The 17,955-nt window shown below is 40.3% G+C and carries 12 protein-coding genes; 10 read left to right on the top strand and 2 right to left on the bottom strand.

Translation table 11 applies throughout. From position 1 onward, the window contains the following. Positions 1-496 precede the first annotated feature (496 nt). From dnaA to BMW86_RS07145, 6 genes are all read left to right on the top strand, one after another. On the top strand, positions 497-1,930 hold the full coding sequence (gene dnaA / locus BMW86_RS07120) for a chromosomal replication initiator protein DnaA (RefSeq protein WP_089780332.1): 1,434 nt from the start codon (positions 497-499) through the stop codon (positions 1,928-1,930). A gap of 155 nt (positions 1,931-2,085) precedes the next feature. Continuing rightward, positions 2,086-2,652 (top strand): RNA polymerase sigma factor, encoded by a 567-nt coding sequence (locus tag BMW86_RS07125; RefSeq protein ID WP_089780334.1) that lies wholly within the window; start codon positions 2,086-2,088, stop codon positions 2,650-2,652. A gap of 120 nt (positions 2,653-2,772) precedes the next feature. Next, entirely contained in the window at positions 2,773-3,726 is a 954-nt protein-coding gene (locus tag BMW86_RS07130; protein ID WP_089780336.1) for a FecR family protein, read from the top strand. Between the two features lie 91 nt (positions 3,727-3,817). Then, positions 3,818-7,201 carry a SusC/RagA family TonB-linked outer membrane protein gene (locus tag BMW86_RS07135; protein WP_089780338.1) on the top strand — a complete coding sequence of 1,128 codons (3,384 nt, stop codon included), beginning with the start codon at positions 3,818-3,820 and terminating at the stop codon, positions 7,199-7,201. Between the two features lie 22 nt (positions 7,202-7,223). After that, positions 7,224-8,735 carry a RagB/SusD family nutrient uptake outer membrane protein gene (locus BMW86_RS07140; protein WP_089780341.1) on the top strand — a complete coding sequence of 504 codons (1,512 nt, stop codon included), beginning with the start codon at positions 7,224-7,226 and terminating at the stop codon, positions 8,733-8,735. A 113-nt stretch (positions 8,736-8,848) separates the two neighbouring features. Beyond that, on the top strand, positions 8,849-10,663 hold the full coding sequence (locus BMW86_RS07145; RefSeq protein WP_255372864.1) for an alkaline phosphatase: 1,815 nt from the start codon (positions 8,849-8,851) through the stop codon (positions 10,661-10,663). Here BMW86_RS07145 and BMW86_RS07150 read toward each other — a convergent pair whose 3' ends face one another. Then, on the bottom strand, positions 10,664-11,254 hold the full coding sequence (locus tag BMW86_RS07150) for a 2OG-Fe(II) oxygenase (protein ID WP_089780345.1): 591 nt from the start codon (positions 11,252-11,254) through the stop codon (positions 10,664-10,666). A 123-nt stretch (positions 11,255-11,377) separates the two neighbouring features. Here BMW86_RS07150 and BMW86_RS07155 point away from each other — a divergent pair, with 123 nt between their 5' ends. The 3 genes from BMW86_RS07155 (at position 11,378) to BMW86_RS07165 (ending at position 14,448) form a co-directional block, all read left to right on the top strand. Then, on the top strand, positions 11,378-12,160 hold the full coding sequence (locus BMW86_RS07155; protein ID WP_089780347.1) for a fatty acid desaturase family protein: 783 nt from the start codon (positions 11,378-11,380) through the stop codon (positions 12,158-12,160). Between the two features lie 119 nt (positions 12,161-12,279). Continuing rightward, entirely contained in the window at positions 12,280-13,191 is a 912-nt protein-coding gene (locus BMW86_RS07160) for a hypothetical protein (protein WP_089780349.1), read from the top strand. A 258-nt stretch (positions 13,192-13,449) separates the two neighbouring features. Further along, complete coding sequence (locus BMW86_RS07165) at positions 13,450-14,448, top strand: helix-turn-helix domain-containing protein (protein WP_089780351.1); 999 nt, start codon at positions 13,450-13,452, stop codon at positions 14,446-14,448. A gap of 79 nt (positions 14,449-14,527) precedes the next feature. Here the strand turns inward: BMW86_RS07165 and BMW86_RS07170 are convergent, their stop codons facing one another. Then, a complete protein-coding gene (locus BMW86_RS07170) occupies positions 14,528-17,071 on the bottom strand; it encodes a lanthionine synthetase LanC family protein (RefSeq protein WP_089780353.1) in 2,544 nt (847 codons plus the stop codon). Between the two features lie 179 nt (positions 17,072-17,250). Between BMW86_RS07170 and BMW86_RS07175 the strand changes: the two genes are divergently transcribed. Beyond that, the gene (locus BMW86_RS07175) at positions 17,251-17,700 is read left to right on the top strand and encodes an RNA polymerase sigma factor (protein ID WP_089780355.1); all 450 of its coding nucleotides are present in this window, start codon (positions 17,251-17,253) and stop codon (positions 17,698-17,700) included. Positions 17,701-17,955: the final 255 nt, after the last annotated feature.

Consider the following 17,955-nt stretch of genomic DNA (forward strand, 5'->3'; position numbering starts at 1 on the left):
AGTTATCAGTAGAGTAACAAAATTACAGGCGCGTATATAATAAATTTGCATGGTATTTGCATACCTAAAGCACATTTTTTTAAGTGCAATTACTAACATAGTTTTGCACCCCCTCGGGGAATTATTAACATAAGGGGATAACCATGAAAGGTGGTTTTTAAGTGTACAATATTATTTTATCTGTAAGTATACATATCTATGGCAAAGGAGTTAATGCCGATTGGAAAAGGCCTGTATATCAAAGCAGTGTGGCAGTATATTACATCATATCAAATTGATAACAAAAAGAGCGTGATAACAATGGATAAAAGAGTAAAAATTACAGTCGGCGAACTGTAATACGAGAATCAGAAACAAGGGGAGATAAATTTTTTTTTTCAACATTTTCTACAGATATTCGTCGTCCTGTCTGAAAATCTCTCAACTCCCCACGTTGAAAGATTTAAAATTCGAGAAACATCCTTAATTCAAGAACAACATAATTTTTAAAATCTCAATGAATAAAACTTGCGACCAAGTTTGGGAAAGGTGTCTTAATATAATTAGGGATATTGTGGAATGGCAGCCATTTAAAACCTGGTTTGAACCTATTAAGCCAATCCAACTTGAAAACAATGTTTTAACCATTCAGGTCCCCAGTCAGTTCTTTTACGAATATCTTGAAGAGCACTACGTAGGATTGTTGGGTAAAACAATTAAAAGGGAACTGGGAAAAGAAGCCCGGTTAGAGTATCGTATAGTGGTGGAGAACGGTACTCCTCATCAGCATCCGAAAACGGTAAATATGCCTACGCAGTTTACCAAATCGAAGAAAGATAGTGACGTTGACTTTCCGTTAACCATACAGAACCCGGTAAAGAACCCGTTCGTTATACCCGGAATCAAACGTGTACAGATCGATTCTCAGCTGAACCCACACTATACATTCGAATCTTATATCGAAGGTGACTGTAACCGTGTTGCACGCAGGGCCGGTAAAACCGTTTCTGAAAAACCCGGAGGCACTTCCTTTAATCCTTTAGTTATATACGGTAGTGTAGGTTTAGGTAAAACTCACCTTGCACAAGCCATCGGTAATGAAGTGAAACGTGTACATCCCACTAAAGCAGTGTTGTATGTAAGCGCTGAAAAATTCATTAACCAGTTTATAGATCATTCCAAGAATAGTATCATTAATGACTTCATTCACTTTTACCAGCTGATTGATGTATTAATTGTAGATGATATACAATTTTTTGCCCGTGCAGAAAAAACACAGGATGCATTCTTTGCCATCTTCAATCACCTGCATCAATCCGGTAAACAGCTTATATTAACTTCCGACAAACCTCCAAAAGATCTGGATGGCTTACAGGAAAGATTACTGAGCCGCTTCCGCTGGGGCCTGAGTGCAGACATGCAGATGCCCGACTTCGAAACACGCATGGAGATTTTAGAAATGAAAATGCGTAACGATGGGTTGGAAATGCCGAAAGAAGTAGTAAAATATGTTGCCTATAATATTCAGAGCAATGTACGTGAACTGGAAGGCGCTCTGATCTCCTTACTGGCTCAGTCTTCTCTTAACAGAAAAGAAATTGACCTGGAACTGGCTAAACGTGTCCTGAAATCTTTTGTAAAAACCTCTTCCAAAGAAATTACAATCGAAAGTATTCAGAAGATGGTATGCGAATACTTTGATGTGCCTTATGATAAACTGTTACAGAAGACACGTAAGCGTGAAATTGTGCAGGCCAGGCAGATTACCATGTATCTTGCTAAATCTTTTACTAAAAATTCTCTTAAAACCATCGGGGAACATTTTGGCGGCCGTGACCATACTACCGTGATCCACTCCTGCCAAACTGTAAAAGATCTGATGGACACTGATAATACATTCCGAGATAGCGTCATTGAACTGCAACAGAAAGTGCAACTGGCAGCCATGTAAATTATCCCCCATATAACATTCTTAAAAAGTCCTGGTAATGTTACCAGGACTTTTTTAATTTGCTACTACTTTATTATATTGTGCTTAACAATTTCATAATTGAATTGTAGAGGAAGCTTCAGTAACAACCAATAACTTTGTGGCACAATAGCTTTATGCCAACAGAATGTCAACATAAATTGTGGAATTCCATCCGGCAGGGTAATGAAAAGGCCTTTCGCCAGTTATTCGAAGAATACTGGGAAGACCTGTTTTCCTATGCCTGTAAAATAACCCGGAATCATTCTACTGCACAGGATATTGTACAGGGACTGTTTATTCATTTATGGGAAAAACACAGCGCCCTTCCTGAAGTGAACGCGGTATTACCCTATTTGCATAGTGCGCTAAAAAACAGGCTTCTGAATGCGCTGCGGGACGAAAACCTTTACCAGCGTCATGTAGACCTCTTCAAAGAAACAAATAAAGAAAACGACCATTCCATAGTAGAACACCTGCAATTCAAAGAAACTGAACAACAACTGTTGCACTCCATTAACCAATTACCAGGTAAGATGAAAGACGTCTTTTATCTTAACCGGATAGAAAACCTCTCCGTTGCAGAGATTGCCCTTCGTCAGGGAACTTCCCCACAAACAATACGCAACCAGCTCAATACAGCCTTACAACGCATCAAATCTTTATGGATCGTTGAAATATTGATCGTACTCTGGTTATTATAATTACCTCATTGCATACAGGATTAAATAATAACAAGCTCAGTTTGTTACCGAATTGTTAACAGCCTCTACCCGATAGTTATTCCCCTTTTTGCAAGTGTCTTATAATAAACCAGCTCAAGTTTGGACAAAGGGACATTATTATTATTACTTAAAAAATTCAGACAGGGCAACTGTACGGCAGCTGAAAGACAGCTTTTATACAAATGGCTGGATGCCCTGGAACAGGATAGTGCAGACCATATGGCACTATCAGATACTGAGAAGCAGGCTATCAAACAGGAAATGTTACAACAATTATTTCCTGTTACGAAAAACCGGATGCGGATGCATTTCATCAGGGCGGCAGCTGTAGTATTGCCATTTGCTATTGCCGGTTATTTTATCTGGCAATACCAGCAGCATGTTAGTAAACAATATGCAACAAACAGCTCCTGGCGCACTGTACAGAATACCGGGAAACGGCTGCTCCCCATCACATTACCAGACAATTCCACCGTATTACTGGGACGATACAGTACTATTCAATTCCCGGAACGTTTTTCCGGTACCGAAAGACCTGTGAAAATGCTGGAAGGAAAAGCCTTCTTTGAAACCGTTACTGATCAAAAGCATCCTTTTATAGTAGAAGATATATCCGGTACACGTACCACCGTACTGGGAACGTCCTTTACTGTGGAAAGTAACCGTACCCTGCAGATTTCCAGGGTAGCAGTCGCTACCGGTAAAGTAAAAGTGCAGGGGAAAAACAATACCTCTACCATATTATTACCTGCACAAAGGCTGATGCTTCATGGCAATGTATTAGTACAGGATAGCATCAGTACCGATGATTTGATGGCCTGGACAAGAGAAGAGATCGTATTACGTAATGCAACATTAAAAGAACTACTGCTCATTATAAAGAATCAATACGGTATCACCGCCACCACCTCCCTGAATGTGAACCAGGGAAATTACACTATTCGCTTTCCAGCAACTATGGCGCTACCGGAAGTACTGGACATTATTCAAAAAATCAGTTACAAACCAAAAATTCATTTCATTATGCACAAGGATCAGCTGAGTATTTACTAAAAAATTCAATCACAATTAGGATCTATCCAACTATCACGGATTAAAACACCCGGACTGACATTGTCATGCCTTTACCTTAACAAAAACTGATATGCAAAAGGACAAACGATTATTCTCTACACGCATCAAAACCGCATTCACAGCGGGGATGGCGTTGCTGCTACTGGCTACAGGAGCTTTCGCCCTGCCAACAACGGCACAGGCGCTGCACAAAATGCTGCAAAAATTCCAGGTACAACAGGGTAGCCTCTCTGCTGCACTTAAAAAATTAGAATCTACAGCGCAGATCAATCTGGCATATGATGAAGATGCACTGAAAAAGATTCAGGTACACGCTAATACTTATCAACGTAAGGCTGTTGTCGATATTTTACAGGACCTGTTAAGTCAGTCATCCTTAAAATATGAAGAACGATATAACACTGTTCTTATCTATGACAGCACAACAATAAATAGCTCTTCTTCCTTTCAGAAACCAGCTGAAAAAATCGCCCTTACCGGTCTTATCTCGGATAAGAATGGCCCATTGATCGGTGTAACAGTACTGGTAAAAGGTACTACCAACGGTACCGGCACAGATGGCAGCGGACAGTTTAAACTCAATGTAGACAACAGTGGTGGTGTCGTACTGGTAATAAGTATGATAGGATATAAAACACAGGAGATCGCTGTAGGCAGCCAACGCAGTTTTCAGATAGTGATGGTAGAGAACAGCCTGAACCTGAATCAGCTGGTAGTAGTAGGTTATGGTACACAGCGTAAAGCAACCGTATCCGGTGCTGTAGCGGATGTACAGTTAGATAAACTGAACTCCCGTTCATTGAATGATATGGCAGAAGCCTTACAGGGAAAAGCGCCTGGCGTAATTGTACAGAACAATGGTGGAGATCCAACCTCTACTCCTAAGGTATATATCCGTGGTATGGGTGGTATCAATGGGGAAGATCCATTGTACGTAGTTGATGGAGCTATCTATACAGGTGGTCCTATCAACCCGAATGATATTGAATCCATGAACGTGCTGAAAGATGCATCTGCAGCTATTTATGGTGCAAGGGCTTCCGGTGGTGTGGTATTGGTCACTACTAAAAAAGGTAAGTCTGGTATCGCTACAGTTTCACTGGATGCAAAAACAGGATGGCAGTATGCAGCTAAAAAGCTGGATGTATTAACAGCCAAAGAATTTGCTGACGTAGAAAACATCGCCTACGATGCTGCCGGCCTTCCCCGCGCTGCTGCATTTAATGCTACTATTTATCCGGATGGTCAGATTACCCGTACCGACTGGCAGGATGAAATATTCCGTACCGGTAAAATCCAGGATTATAATGTGGGTGTAAAAGGTGGTACAGATAAAAACAGGTATTACATGGGCTTTGGATACCGTAAGAATGATGGTATCCTGCTTAATACAGGTGCTGAACGTTATTCCTTCCGCATGAATTCTGATGCAACAATAAAACCATGGTTAAAAATAGGAGAAAATCTCTCTTATACTTATACCAATGGTAATGGTGCAAATACTACCAGTCCATATACCGGCGCTATCTTCACCGCACTTGGTTATCCACGCAATATCACTCCTTATACGGCTGATGGTTCATTCAGTGGAATGCCATTAGCTTATGCGGGTTCTTATGGAGACCTTGCAAATCCTGTTGCAATATTGACAAGACTTGATGACCACACTCCGGTGAGTAACATCAATCTCAATCCTTATGCAGAAATACATATTACAAAAGACCTGCTATTCCGATCTAATTACGTAATCACCAAATCATTCAGTGACCAGAAAACATTTACGACCCGTGCGTTGGAAATAGGGAAGATCAATTCGACCAATTCACTGTATGAACAGATCAACAACTTTACAGACTTCCTGTCTGAACAAACGTTGACCTACTCCAAACAGTTTGGTGATCACAATGTGAATGCGGTGGCAGGTTATAGTTATCAGCATCATGATGGTACCTACCTTATTGCCAGCGCCAGTTCATTTAATGATGAAAGGGATGCATACCGTTATTTTGACAATGCTACTTCATGGGTTAAACCTTCCAGTGGCAGAGACCAGAACGCATTGGAATCTTTCCTTGCCCGTGTGAACTACGACTACAAAAGCAAATACCTGCTGACCTTACTGGGTCGTCGTGATGGTAGTTCCCGTGTATCTGTACAAAACCGTTACCAGAACTATTATTCAGTGTCTGGTGGATGGGTATTAACAGAAGAATCATTCCTGCAGAATAATGATCTGCTCAGCTTCCTGAAATTACGCGCCAGCTATGGTCTGTTAGGAAACCTGGGTAGTCTTCCTTCAAACGCGATCAACGTTCCGCTGAAATCTATCAGTATCTATACTGGTGCTAATGGAACACAGTCAACCGGTCTTGCTGAAGATGCATTATCCAATCCTAATCTGAAATGGGCAGAATCCAAACAGGTGAACTTTGGTACAGACATCGCGTTGTTAAAAAACAGCCTTTCTGTAACAGCTGATTATTTTGTCAAAACAACAGATAAAATGATCCTTCAGGTCGCTCCTCCAAGTACTGCCGGTGTAAGCACAGGTATGTATAAGAACATGGGGAAAGCTCGTGATAACGGTATTGAATTAGGTATCAACTATAATGGCAAAGCAGGTAAAGACCTTACTTATAATGTAGGAGCTACACTGACTAAAGTAAATAACAAACTATTATCCCTGGATAACGGGCTGAATGAAGTTGTAAGCACTTCCGCTGTAAACATTCGCGGTTCACTTAATCCACTCGTTACCCGTGTTGGTAATTCCATCTATGCATATAGCCTGATCAAAACCGCAGGGATCTTCCAGACACAGGCAGAAGTAGATAACTACAAGAGTAAGGATGGTACTGTGATCCAGCCAAACGCTAAACCAGGCGACCGTAAATTTGTGGATTATGATGGTAATGGTACCATCAACAACGGCGACAGACAGATAATAGGCAGTCCTTATCCTGGCTTTACTTATGGATTCAGCCTGAACCTGAATTACAAAGGTTTTGACCTGAACGTATTTGCACAGGGCGTACATGGTAACAAACTGTTCAATGCACTGAAGTATACCAACATGAACCCAAGTATTGGTACAAACTTTAACATGCTGAAGGGAATCCTGAATGCCTGGACCCCGACCAATACAAATACTGATGTAACAAGGATCATCTCTACAGATGCCAATGGCAACTACGGAAATGCCTCCGACTGGTATATTGAAGACGGTTCTTACATGCGTATCAAGAACGTTACACTGGGATATACTTTACCTGCTAATCTTACCAACCTCGCTCATATTGGTGCTGTTCGCCTGTATGTAACCGCTAACAACCTGTTCACATTTACCAAATATAAAGGATATGATCCTGAAGTTGGGATGGACCAGTTAGGTATAGATGCAGGACGCTATCCTCAGGCAAAAAGCGTATTGATGGGACTGAATGTTAATTTCTAATTAAGCACAAACGCCGACGACAATGAAAAGAATCATAAAGAATATAACGCTTGCACTGACAGGTATTTCCCTGCTTGCAGCCTGTAATAAAAAGCTGGAGATAACCCCTGAAGGAGCTCCTACCAGTGGTAATTTCTGGCAGACAGAAGGTGATGCCGTTTCCGGTTCAAATGCCATGTACGATCAGTTTGACAATGAAGACTTCTACGGACGTGGTTACTGGTGGTTCATTAATGCCAGTGATGATATGGTGACAGGACGTGTAAAAGCGCAAGGTGATAATATCAAAAACTTCAACAGCAGTTTCATTGGTGGTGCTTACACTGAAACCCAGTGGAAAATGCGTTACATCGTTATTAAACGTGCTAACGATGTGATCCTTCATGTACCATCCATTAATATGGATGAAGCGCTGAAAAACCGTATCCTTGGGGAAGCATATTTCTTAAGCGGATTAATGTACTTCGAACTGGCATACACCTATGGAGATGCCCGCGCAGGTGTTCCTATCATCAACCGCGACAGCATTGTAGGTGATAAACCTATTCCCCGTTCTGCGAATGTGAATCTTGTGTATGAATATGTAGAAAGTGAGCTGAAAAAAGCAGCTACATTACTCCCTTATTTTGACACATACAGCACAGATGAATACGGCAAACCTCACAAAACTGCGGCCTATGCATTCCTGAGCAAAATGTTCCTGTACAAAAAGGATTATGCAAATGCTGCAAAATATGCAGACTCTGTTATCCTGAGTGGCAAACATCAGCTGCTGGATAATTTCGCAGATGTATTTACCATCGCCAACAACTGGACAGGCGAATATATCTGGTCTGTTTATTCTAATGTAAAAGGCGCCAGCGGATGGGGTAGTATCTTACCCGGTGTGATGCTCGAAAACAAAGGATGGGGTGCATACAATGGCTGGGGATATTATATGCCTACCAAAGAATTATATGATGCCTATGAGTTTGGTGATATAAGAAGAGAAGCTACTATCCTGAAACCAGGAGACTTATTCACGTTCTTCGGCAGTCAGATGGCTTATTCCTCTACCAATAGCTTATCAGGCTATCAGTTCCGCAAGTACATGGAGCCATTCTCCTATGCCGGCGGTATTCACCTTAGCCCTAACGGAGACCACCCTACTACAGACCTGAACCTTCCTTTGATCCGTTACGCAGAAGTGATCCTGATCAAAGCAGAAGCAAAGCTGATGCAGGGACAGAATGCAGATGCGGAAATCAATATGATCAGACATCGTGCTGGTCTGGCTGATACCACCAATGCAGATATGAATGAGCTGAAGATACAGCGTCGTTGCGAATTAGCGGGTGAGTGGGCTAACCGTCACTTTGACCTGGTTCGCTGGGGTGATGCACAGGCGGCTTATGCTCAACCACTGCATGGTGCTACCGGTAGTGTTGTATGGCCTGCACGTACTTTCAATCCTGCTATTCACAATGTATGGCCGGTACCTCAAACTGAAGTAACCAGCAGTAACGGCGTGGTTACACAGAACGCGGGCTGGTAAAAATAAAAGGATGCTGACGCTCCTGGTTGGCGGTTTTTCATTCCGTTCAGCCAGGAGCGTTCTTTTTTATACTAATTTTACTTACTCTAAAGGAGTATGCCAATTAAAAACTCATGATGATCAAAAACAGCTTTTTTTCTCTCGCTCTGCTAACCATCTCATCCCTGGGCATGGCTCAGGAAAGGTCCTACACGCCAAAGAATGCACATGCACATAATGACTATGAACATCCTATTCCATTCTTAACTGCTTACTATCGTAACTTTGGTTCTATAGAAGCAGATGTATATGAAAGAAACGGACAACTACTTGTTGCTCATGAAGAGAAAGATATAGTCCCTGATCGTTCCCTGGAAGCCTTGTATCTGCAACCATTAAAAAAGGTTATTCAGAAAAACGGTGGTACTGCGTATAAGAATAGCCGTGATACCTTACAGCTGCTGATAGATTTTAAAACTGTTGGTATTCCTACTATAAAAGCATTGATAGCTATCCTGGATAAATATCCGGAGATCAGTAAAAACCCTACTGTAATGGTGGTGATCAGTGGAGATCAACCGGCACCGGCGTTATGGTCACAATACCCTGCTTATATTCATTTTGATGGTAAACGCAGTCTGCGGTATACACTGGTACAGGCGTTACGTATTCCTTTGTACAGTGAGGATATTAAAGCATTTACTACCTGGAATGGCAAAGGGATTATTGTGAAAGCTGAAAAGGACCATATTCAGCATTGGATAGATAGTGTACATACTGCCGGTAAAAAAATACGCATCTGGGGTGCTGCTGATAATGTGAATACCTGGAAGACACAGATGAATATGGGGGCTGATTATATCGGCACTGATAAAGTAGAAATGTTATCTGACTTTTTAACTAACCGTGCAAGCCACGAGTATAACGGAACAACTGCTCCTCATGCTATCTATAAAGCCCGTTATGTGAATAACGATAGTATGGGTACGGTGAACAATGTAATCCTGCTGATTGGTGATGGTATGGGGCTTACACAGATCTATTCCGGTTTTACCGGTAATCGTGGTGCGCTGAACCTGTTGCAGATGATCAATATCGGTTTCTCTAAAACCTATTCTTCTGATAGTTATATTACTGATTCTGCTGCTGGCGGAACGGCGATGGCTACCGGTCATAAGACGAACAACCGTTACATCGGAGTAGATGCTACCGGTATGCGTTTACCGGCCATTCCAGATATACTGGCGCCCTTCGGAGTGAAGAATGGACTAATCAGTTGCGGAGATATCACAGATGCTACTCCTGCGGCTTTTTATGGCCATGCAAATGATAGGAGTGAAGAAGATTCTATTGCGAAAGACTTCTTAAGCAGTCCTGTTGACATTATGATTGGTGGTGGTGCTACACACTTCAACTATCGCCTTGATCAGCTGAAAGAAAGAGGATACGGATTCAGCACTCATTTCGATGATCTGGATACTATTCAGTCTAAGAAATGGCTGATGCTGACACCGACAGCTGAATTGTCCATGTTAAAAGGAAGAGGGGATTTCTTAACCCGTTCATTACAGAAAACAATGAAGACACTTGGCAACAAGTTCTTTATTATGGCAGAAGGTGCGCAGATAGATTATGGCGGTCATGCAAATAACCTGTCTTATGTAGTAACGGAGATGATGGACTTTGACGAGGCGATTGGTGCCGCGATGCAATTTGCAGACGAAGATGGCCATACACTGGTGATCGTTACCGCAGACCATGAAACCGGTGGATTGAGCCTGTTAGACGGGAATATCAGCAAAGGGCAGGTTGATGGCAATTTCAGTTCCAATGACCATAGTGCGGTGATGGTTCCTGTATTTGCTTATGGTCCTCACTCGCTGGAGTTCAGAGGTGTGTATGAGAATACGGAGATTTTTGAAAAGATTATCAGGTTGTTGAAGAGGTAGTTACCTCTTCAACCAACCGGTGATACTCATTCTCGGTTTGTTGGTGACCAGCACTTCATGTTCCAGTTCACTACTTTTAAAGAATACGCTTTTCCCTCCGGTAGGATCTATCTTATATTCTATCCCATCATGAGAAATAGATAATTGTCCCCCATCCCCTTCTATCCAGTTCTCATTGAGATAGATAATCATTGAATACTGACGGCTTTCATTATTGCGGAACTGATCCAGGTGTTTCTTATAGAAACTACCTGTTTCATACAACGCATAATGAAATTCATATCCTGTGATACCTGTGTAACAACTACTGTTCAGGTATTCCACAAAACTGTCCATCAGATCGAAAAATGCATTTTCGTATTGATCTTCATGTTTTCTGTCCAGCCAGTAAATCACATCACTTCTCACCAGTTTATTTTGTACAGCTATACTATCATTCCCGGTTCCGGCAGCCTGCATATGTTTGTTGTCATACAGGGTATTTAGGTTATTGACCAGGTGAGCTGACAATTGCTTACTTAAAAAATTACTGGTGATTCCTATTTTAGTTTCTATGAAACTGTTGATGAGTACATCAAAGATCTCTTGCAAAAAGGATGGATTACATTTGACAGAATCGTCAGCAGGGTGGCAAGGTAGGCTTAATAAGCGAGAAGCTGACTTTTGTCATATGTCATCATTCTATGATCTGTACCTTTGTTCAAATTCTTATCTATGACACATGCTGAAATTCTGAAGAAAGTGGAGTGGAAAGATTTGAAAAGCCTTTCTGTTAAAGAAATGCTGATTGAGAATAACCTCACCATTCCATGGGTGCTCACTTCATGGGTATTGGCCTACTTTGGTTATTATATCCTTGCCCTTCCTTTTTCTGCCTTCTTTTTCTTAACAGGTTTACGACAGGTACATAATGGTTTTCATAATTCATTAGGGACTAACAGGTTCCTTACCTGGTTTTCACTGTATTCCAACAGTATATTGATGATGGCTTCTATTCATGCGGTGAAGTTCAATCATATCAGGCATCATAAATATTGCCTGTCTGAGGAGGATTATGAGGGTAAATCTGCCGGTATGAGCTGGTACGGAGCTATCTTTTATGGCCCCGTTCATATGTTTCTTATTCATAAAATCACTCTGCAACTGGGCAATAAGAAGTATGTAAAGAATGTGTTACTGGAGCTGGCCTCTATTGCCATCTTTACCTTCCTGTTTTTTTATTTCAACGTTGCTTTCCTGATTTACCACATTATTGTAATGGTGATCGGGGAGTTCCTGATGGCATTTTTTGCTGTATGGACAGTGCATCATGATACAGAAGAGCATCCGGAACTTGCCAGAACGCAAAGAGGAGGCTGGAAGAATAAGATCACTTTTAGTATGTTTTATCACCAGGAACACCACCTGTTCCCTGCAGTACCGACTATCAAGCTTCCCCAGCTGGCTAAAAGGATAGATGATGTGTTACCTGAGCTAAAGAAGAAAACAACATTTTAATAAAAAGGGGACTCCTGCCCTCTTTAAACAGATTATTGGTGATTTAACAAATATATCATAGATTAGATATAGTTTGTTAGTGAGATTCTTATCCCTGCTTTAAACCAATAACCACGATAATGGCCACTGTTATTAGTCCCTATCCATCTGCTGCTACGCGCGCCCGTATAAAAGACGCTGTCCGTAATTACAAGCACCTCCGACTGCAACAGGATATCCAATACAATGAATATATAGAGATGCTCAGATCCCTGCATAAAGACAGTCCCGAGCTGATAAACTGGAATGATGTAAAGAAAACACCACCGCCTCTGGAAGAAGCAGCGGAGAATAAGAAAGAAAAACAGGCCAGACAACGGCTGTTATCCTACTCTCCTTCCTTTTTTGATAAACTCTTTAATAAGAAAGAGAAGAGAATAAGGCAACTGACATCAGCCCTGGAACAGGCTATCATCTTTGACAAAGCAGATTATGAACAATACCTGCAGGATTATCAATCAGCAGTCTCTGACTGGCAACGGCTGCAAAAGATAGCTGAAGGCGTGTTGGCGAAGAATCCCGATGCATATAAAGAAGCGATCGCATACTTCGAGCCGTTCAATGAGATCAAAGAATCAGGTGCTGCTATCATTTTGAACTTTGAGCCTGCTTATATTACTATCAATCTTACTGTAAATGCAACAGGTACTATTCCTGCATATAATCTTATACAAACATCCAGAGGCAAGTTAACGAAGAAGGAAATGCCGTTATCAAAGTTCAATGAACTATACCAGGATTATGTATGCAGTTGCATATTGAGATTGGCCCGCGAAACATATGCCTATCTGCCAGTTGACCTCATATACATTCATGTAATTTCACAGGATGTAACCATTGTGTCTGTAGCTATCCCATTGAATGTGCTGAACAGGCTCAGATTTGAGTCTGTTGACCCTGCGGATAGCATGCGGAATTTTACGCATCATATGAAGTTTAGTAAATCAGGAGGATTTAGCGCGGTAGAGCCTGTTAAAACCCTTTCGTTGTAAGAATCTCCTTATTTTTTCGAGTGATGTCCTAACATTTAATATGTAAATCCTTTTTATCTTAGTATATACAAATTATATATCCGAGGAATCAGATAATATGTAATACTCATAATAGCCAACGGCCAGATATGTCAACAGGTAGAGTCAATAACCAAAATTATATATCCTAAATAAAGATCAAACAGCCGCTTATACATTTCAAAATCATCAGGTCAAATAACGGTCGAAACTTAATACTTCATTTAAAATTGTATAAACATGACCCTCCCATTGTCTATTACTACTCAATCAGGAGAGCCTATATTGTTTTCGGAAGGTTTGCCACACACGTTTCCAGGTTATAATATACTGGAAGGAGCTTCATCATGGCATGTTGAAATTGAAAAATTTGGTTTACTACTCTATCAACAAATTAATTTATATGGATGTACTGCATGGATCAACCAGTTCTTTATCTCCAAACCTGTTGAGTTTCATGTTTCCGGTAAGATAGATGATCTGCTGCTGCATTATACTATAAAAGGTAAAATGCAGTATGTTATAGATAACGAAGAGAAAGATACAGATGAGTCCCAGTTGAATTTTATGATCCCTCAGAGCTTGTATAATATTATGCGGTTTAAAGAACCTGGTATATACATGGCTATTAGTGTACAGGTCCATCATCCTCTACTGCAGGAATATAAAGATAGCTTCCCTATTGTGCAAATACTCCTGGATAAGATAACAACCGGAAAAACAGTCTCCCTGAGACAAAGGGTTGTAGCCAATGAACGCCTGCGTAACATTGTATCTGATATTACAGATCGTCAGCTACCTAAAACTGTAGGAAAAAAGTATAGCGAACAAAAAATCAACGAATTTATTATTGAATCATTAGATATGCTTTCCAGATACCTGAAAGATGAACATGGCCTTACTGTATTGGATCATAAGCGAGGCAATAAAACAGAGATATATCTGTTGAATCATTTGCGTCATCCTACTCCTCCCACATTGAAGCAGTTGGCTAAATATGCTGGTACTAATGAAAAAAAACTGGAAGAAATATTCAGGTGCCGACATGGCACGACGGTGTATGATTATTTCCAGAATGCACGGATGGATCTTGTTTACCGGAAGTTAACGGAAACGGATATTCCATTGCAGGATATTTCGGTGCTGTTTGGATATACTGATTACTCTAGTTTTTCGTATGCTGTGAAGAGGAGATTTTCGTTTGGCCCGAAGGAGTTGAGGAATAAAAATTTTATTTAAAGAGTCTCTTATATTTATTACAACGTTATAAAATTCCGGTCCTGGTTTTCTAGCCGGGACATTGTTTCTATGTATAACGTCAGATATCAGAGAGTATCATTAACGGTACCTTTTCGGGATACAGATACCGGAGCAGAAAATGAATAATTCCGCTATTGCCAATGATCAGATCGGCATATGGGGCGTGTGCATCATTTTGGATCCAGTATGTTTTTTCTTCATTGCCTGCGTTGGTATGCAGGAATATTCCTGCAATCCAGTCTGCACGATGACGCCAATTATTATTTTTAAATACCCTGTAAGCTTCCAGGTATATTTCCCCTAAACCAGCTAACCCATTATTAAATGTATAGTTATTAGTAGTTATACGGGAAGGTATTGATAATAACATTTTCTCTGCATAGTTTTTGAACCTTACATCCTCCGTTACCTCAAAAGCTTTGATAAACGTTAATGCAACACCTGCAATACCATTCAAAGCAATAGAAGTAGCTTTATATTTTTCCTCCAGCCATTCCAGGGATTTCTCTACTCTTTTTAAAAGGTCAAGGTTCTGGGTTAACTGATAACATTCCAATAAAAACCATGTAATACCAGCATTCCCTTTTTCAAAAACCGGGAGTTTCTTATCAGATAACCATGTCCCATTTCGATTTTGTAATTCTAATACCGTGAGAATTACAGCTGATAAGCGCTCGTTTACAAAATTCAGGTCCAGGTAACGAAGACATCGTAATAATGCAATGCCATATCCGGCAATCCCATTTTCTACATCTATCCCTTCAGGAAGGTCGTGCAACAAGTTTTTAAGATAAGTAATGTGTTCCTTATTGTTTTCGATAAGACCTGCATCTAAGGCTGCTGTCAACGCAACAGCTATACCCGTTTTATCATTAAATAAGCCTGCAGGAGCCTCTAATGCAAAATCCAGGTAACGCTCACACAGGAATGTCCAATTTGCCTGTAATATGCTATTATGGGTATCTATGGGCATCCCGGCCTTTTCAACCCGGCTCAGTAAATAAAGGATTCCTCCAATCCCTTTATATAACCCAACAAATACGTTACGGTCCTGACGAAAAGAATAAATCTGTGAGGTCCAGTAACCCTCCTGATCTACTACTTCAGGTGCATATAATCCCGAAACAGCACGTTCTACCAATCGTTTTATTACTCCTTTGTTTATTATTGGCATAAATTCTATATCCGGCTGTTTCCTGTATTCTGATAATACCTCCGTTATTTCCGGAATAGATGGACGCCTTTCCGGATTATAATCCAGACATCTGATAATAAGGTCTGTCAGCTCCTTGTTACCGATAAAGTAAAACAAATTATTATACAGGTTTTCTCCGGTGAATTTCTGAGGCTCCAAGCGGATTATTGCCGTCAGGATAAGCGCACCAAGGCTATAAATATCCTGCCTGAAATCAGGAATAGCATGTGTTTTTTGTTCCGGAGACATATACCCGGGTGTTCCTCCATCAAAAGGGGAATCTGACTTTGACACATCATAGGCCAGTTCAATATCCAATACGTGTAGTTTCCCCTTTTTGTCAACCATGAAGTTAGTGGTGCTGATATCCCGATGCACGTATCCTTCCTGGTGCATAATACCTATCAGGTTTGTAATTTCAAGCAGATAACTGATTACGGTCCGCCTCTTTTCTTCCGGTAGTTCCACCCAGTTATGGAACATAAATTGTTCATCTAAAAACTGATGGAAAGTAATCCCATTGATATACTCCATCACCAGATAAGTATTCCCATTTTCTATGAAGTAATCAATCAGATATGGCAATGGTATTTTATCTCCCAGCAAGAGGAGTAATTGTTGCTGCCATAATAGTCTGTCCCCTATATCACGACCGATATTATCTGAAAACATGCCCGATCTTCCTTCTTTAATTAAACATTGCTGAGAATTCAATAATCCCTTTTTGAATTTTCCCCGCATCACTCTTCCCTTGGGCAATACTTCTATCTCTTTTTCTAAATAGTACTTATTATTCAGGATCTTTCCGGATGTAGGTAGCTGCCAATTGGCAATATTTTTAAACGGCCAGTGAATCTTCTCCGGTAAACGGTATGGGATCGTATATTTATCTTCTACCGGCGTTCCACTATCATCATAAAAATATTCTCCATTTGGCCGGACTATCGGAATGAACGGGCCATACCGGACGTGTACAATTCCATTCAGGTAAGCAGAACTGGGTACAATCGTCCCTTTATATGTTTCAGTAAGAGAAATCAGTTCTGTGGCAAGAGATTCAATGTCAGACTGATTATCCGGATAAATACAAATTACCTTTCCCAATCGTTCATACCCAAAAGACCCTTCTTTCAAATGATAATGCATCTCGCGGTTAAAGGGTATTTTAAATGCGATATTCCTGGATGAGAGATAAGGAACCAGTTTCTCTAATAAAGGAGATAAATGAGGCAAAGAAACGGGGATATAAAACATCCACCCAAGCATATCTACTATTTCTCCAACCTGTAAATAATATTCCGATAATTTATAATTAATATTAAACGGCTGTAAGAAAATCGTATAATCTATGTTCTCAGGAAAGAGGATAACTGTATTTACTAACGCAGAATGGTTTTTAAGTTGCATAGTTAAATAATTCAAAATTAATTAACCCCCATGAAGAAATAATTAATAGGATCCTTAAAAAATTTGGAAAGTAGTGGTTATTTTTTATTTATAGGACAATTTTGTAAATTACATGAACCAATAACAACTCTTTTATTATAGTTCTATGATTAAATGCCGGCTAACCTAAAATCCTCCTTATGTTAGTTTATGAAGGCTATAGTGATCATGATTTGTTCTTTCTGCTGCAATCCGGTAATGAGAATGCATTCAATGCTATATTTGACCGCTACCATAAACGTTTATTTATAGAAGCATTTGCCATCCTTGGAAATGAAAAAGATGCCAGGAATATTATGCAGGAAGCATTTATCTTATTATGGAGTAAAAAAGAAAAGCTGGATATAAGTAATTGTCTGAAAGCTTATCTTTCAAAGGTAATAAGGAATAAATCTATTGATCTGATCCGTAAAAAAAACCGCACCCATCATAATTTATGGAGTGAAAATAAAGAGTTGGCACAACAGATCAATATTGCCGTTGGGAGTCGCAGCATATGGAGATTTTTCTTTCTTAAGAATATACAATCCTTTAGGAACCGGATTCACCGGGGGCTTAAATCATTACGTAAAAAGCTAAAGCATAGTTAATTCTCATAAAAAGTCAGTTAAGCATTTCCGCTATAGTGCGGAGGCAAAGCCTCCCGGTTTTCTCCCTGATGTCCTAACATTAATTACGTAAATACTTAGTACTTTACATTATACGAGTTAGATGTGTGATTGCACAAATAAATGACCCATTGCCCGATACGTTAACAAGTATAGCGAGGAACCCATTTTCACTATACTAAATTAATAGCTCCTGGTAACTTATGTAATTCCCCATTCCATCAGGAACGATTTGTT

Origin of the sequence: Chitinophaga sp. YR573 (assembly GCF_900110995.1) — a bacterium.
GTDB lineage: Bacteria > Bacteroidota > Bacteroidia > Chitinophagales > Chitinophagaceae > Chitinophaga.

What these genes read in the sequence shown, in the direction of transcription:
- BMW86_RS07155 (WP_089780347.1), top strand. Translation starts at nt 11,378, where the DNA reads ATGACACATGCTGAAATTCTGAAGAAAGTGGAGTGGAAAGATTTGAAA.
- BMW86_RS07175 (WP_089780355.1), top strand. Translation starts at nt 17,251, where the DNA reads ATGTTAGTTTATGAAGGCTATAGTGATCATGATTTGTTCTTTCTGCTG.
- BMW86_RS07135 (WP_089780338.1), top strand. Translation starts at nt 3,818, where the DNA reads ATGCAAAAGGACAAACGATTATTCTCTACACGCATCAAAACCGCATTC.
- dnaA (WP_089780332.1), top strand. Translation starts at nt 497, where the DNA reads ATGAATAAAACTTGCGACCAAGTTTGGGAAAGGTGTCTTAATATAATT.
- BMW86_RS07140 (WP_089780341.1), top strand. Translation starts at nt 7,224, where the DNA reads ATGAAAAGAATCATAAAGAATATAACGCTTGCACTGACAGGTATTTCC.
- BMW86_RS07170 (WP_089780353.1), bottom strand. Translation starts at nt 17,071, where the DNA reads ATGCAACTTAAAAACCATTCTGCGTTAGTAAATACAGTTATCCTCTTT.
- BMW86_RS07145 (WP_255372864.1), top strand. Translation starts at nt 8,849, where the DNA reads ATGATGATCAAAAACAGCTTTTTTTCTCTCGCTCTGCTAACCATCTCA.
- BMW86_RS07125 (WP_089780334.1), top strand. Translation starts at nt 2,086, where the DNA reads ATGCCAACAGAATGTCAACATAAATTGTGGAATTCCATCCGGCAGGGT.
- BMW86_RS07160 (WP_089780349.1), top strand. Translation starts at nt 12,280, where the DNA reads ATGGCCACTGTTATTAGTCCCTATCCATCTGCTGCTACGCGCGCCCGT.
- BMW86_RS07165 (WP_089780351.1), top strand. Translation starts at nt 13,450, where the DNA reads ATGACCCTCCCATTGTCTATTACTACTCAATCAGGAGAGCCTATATTG.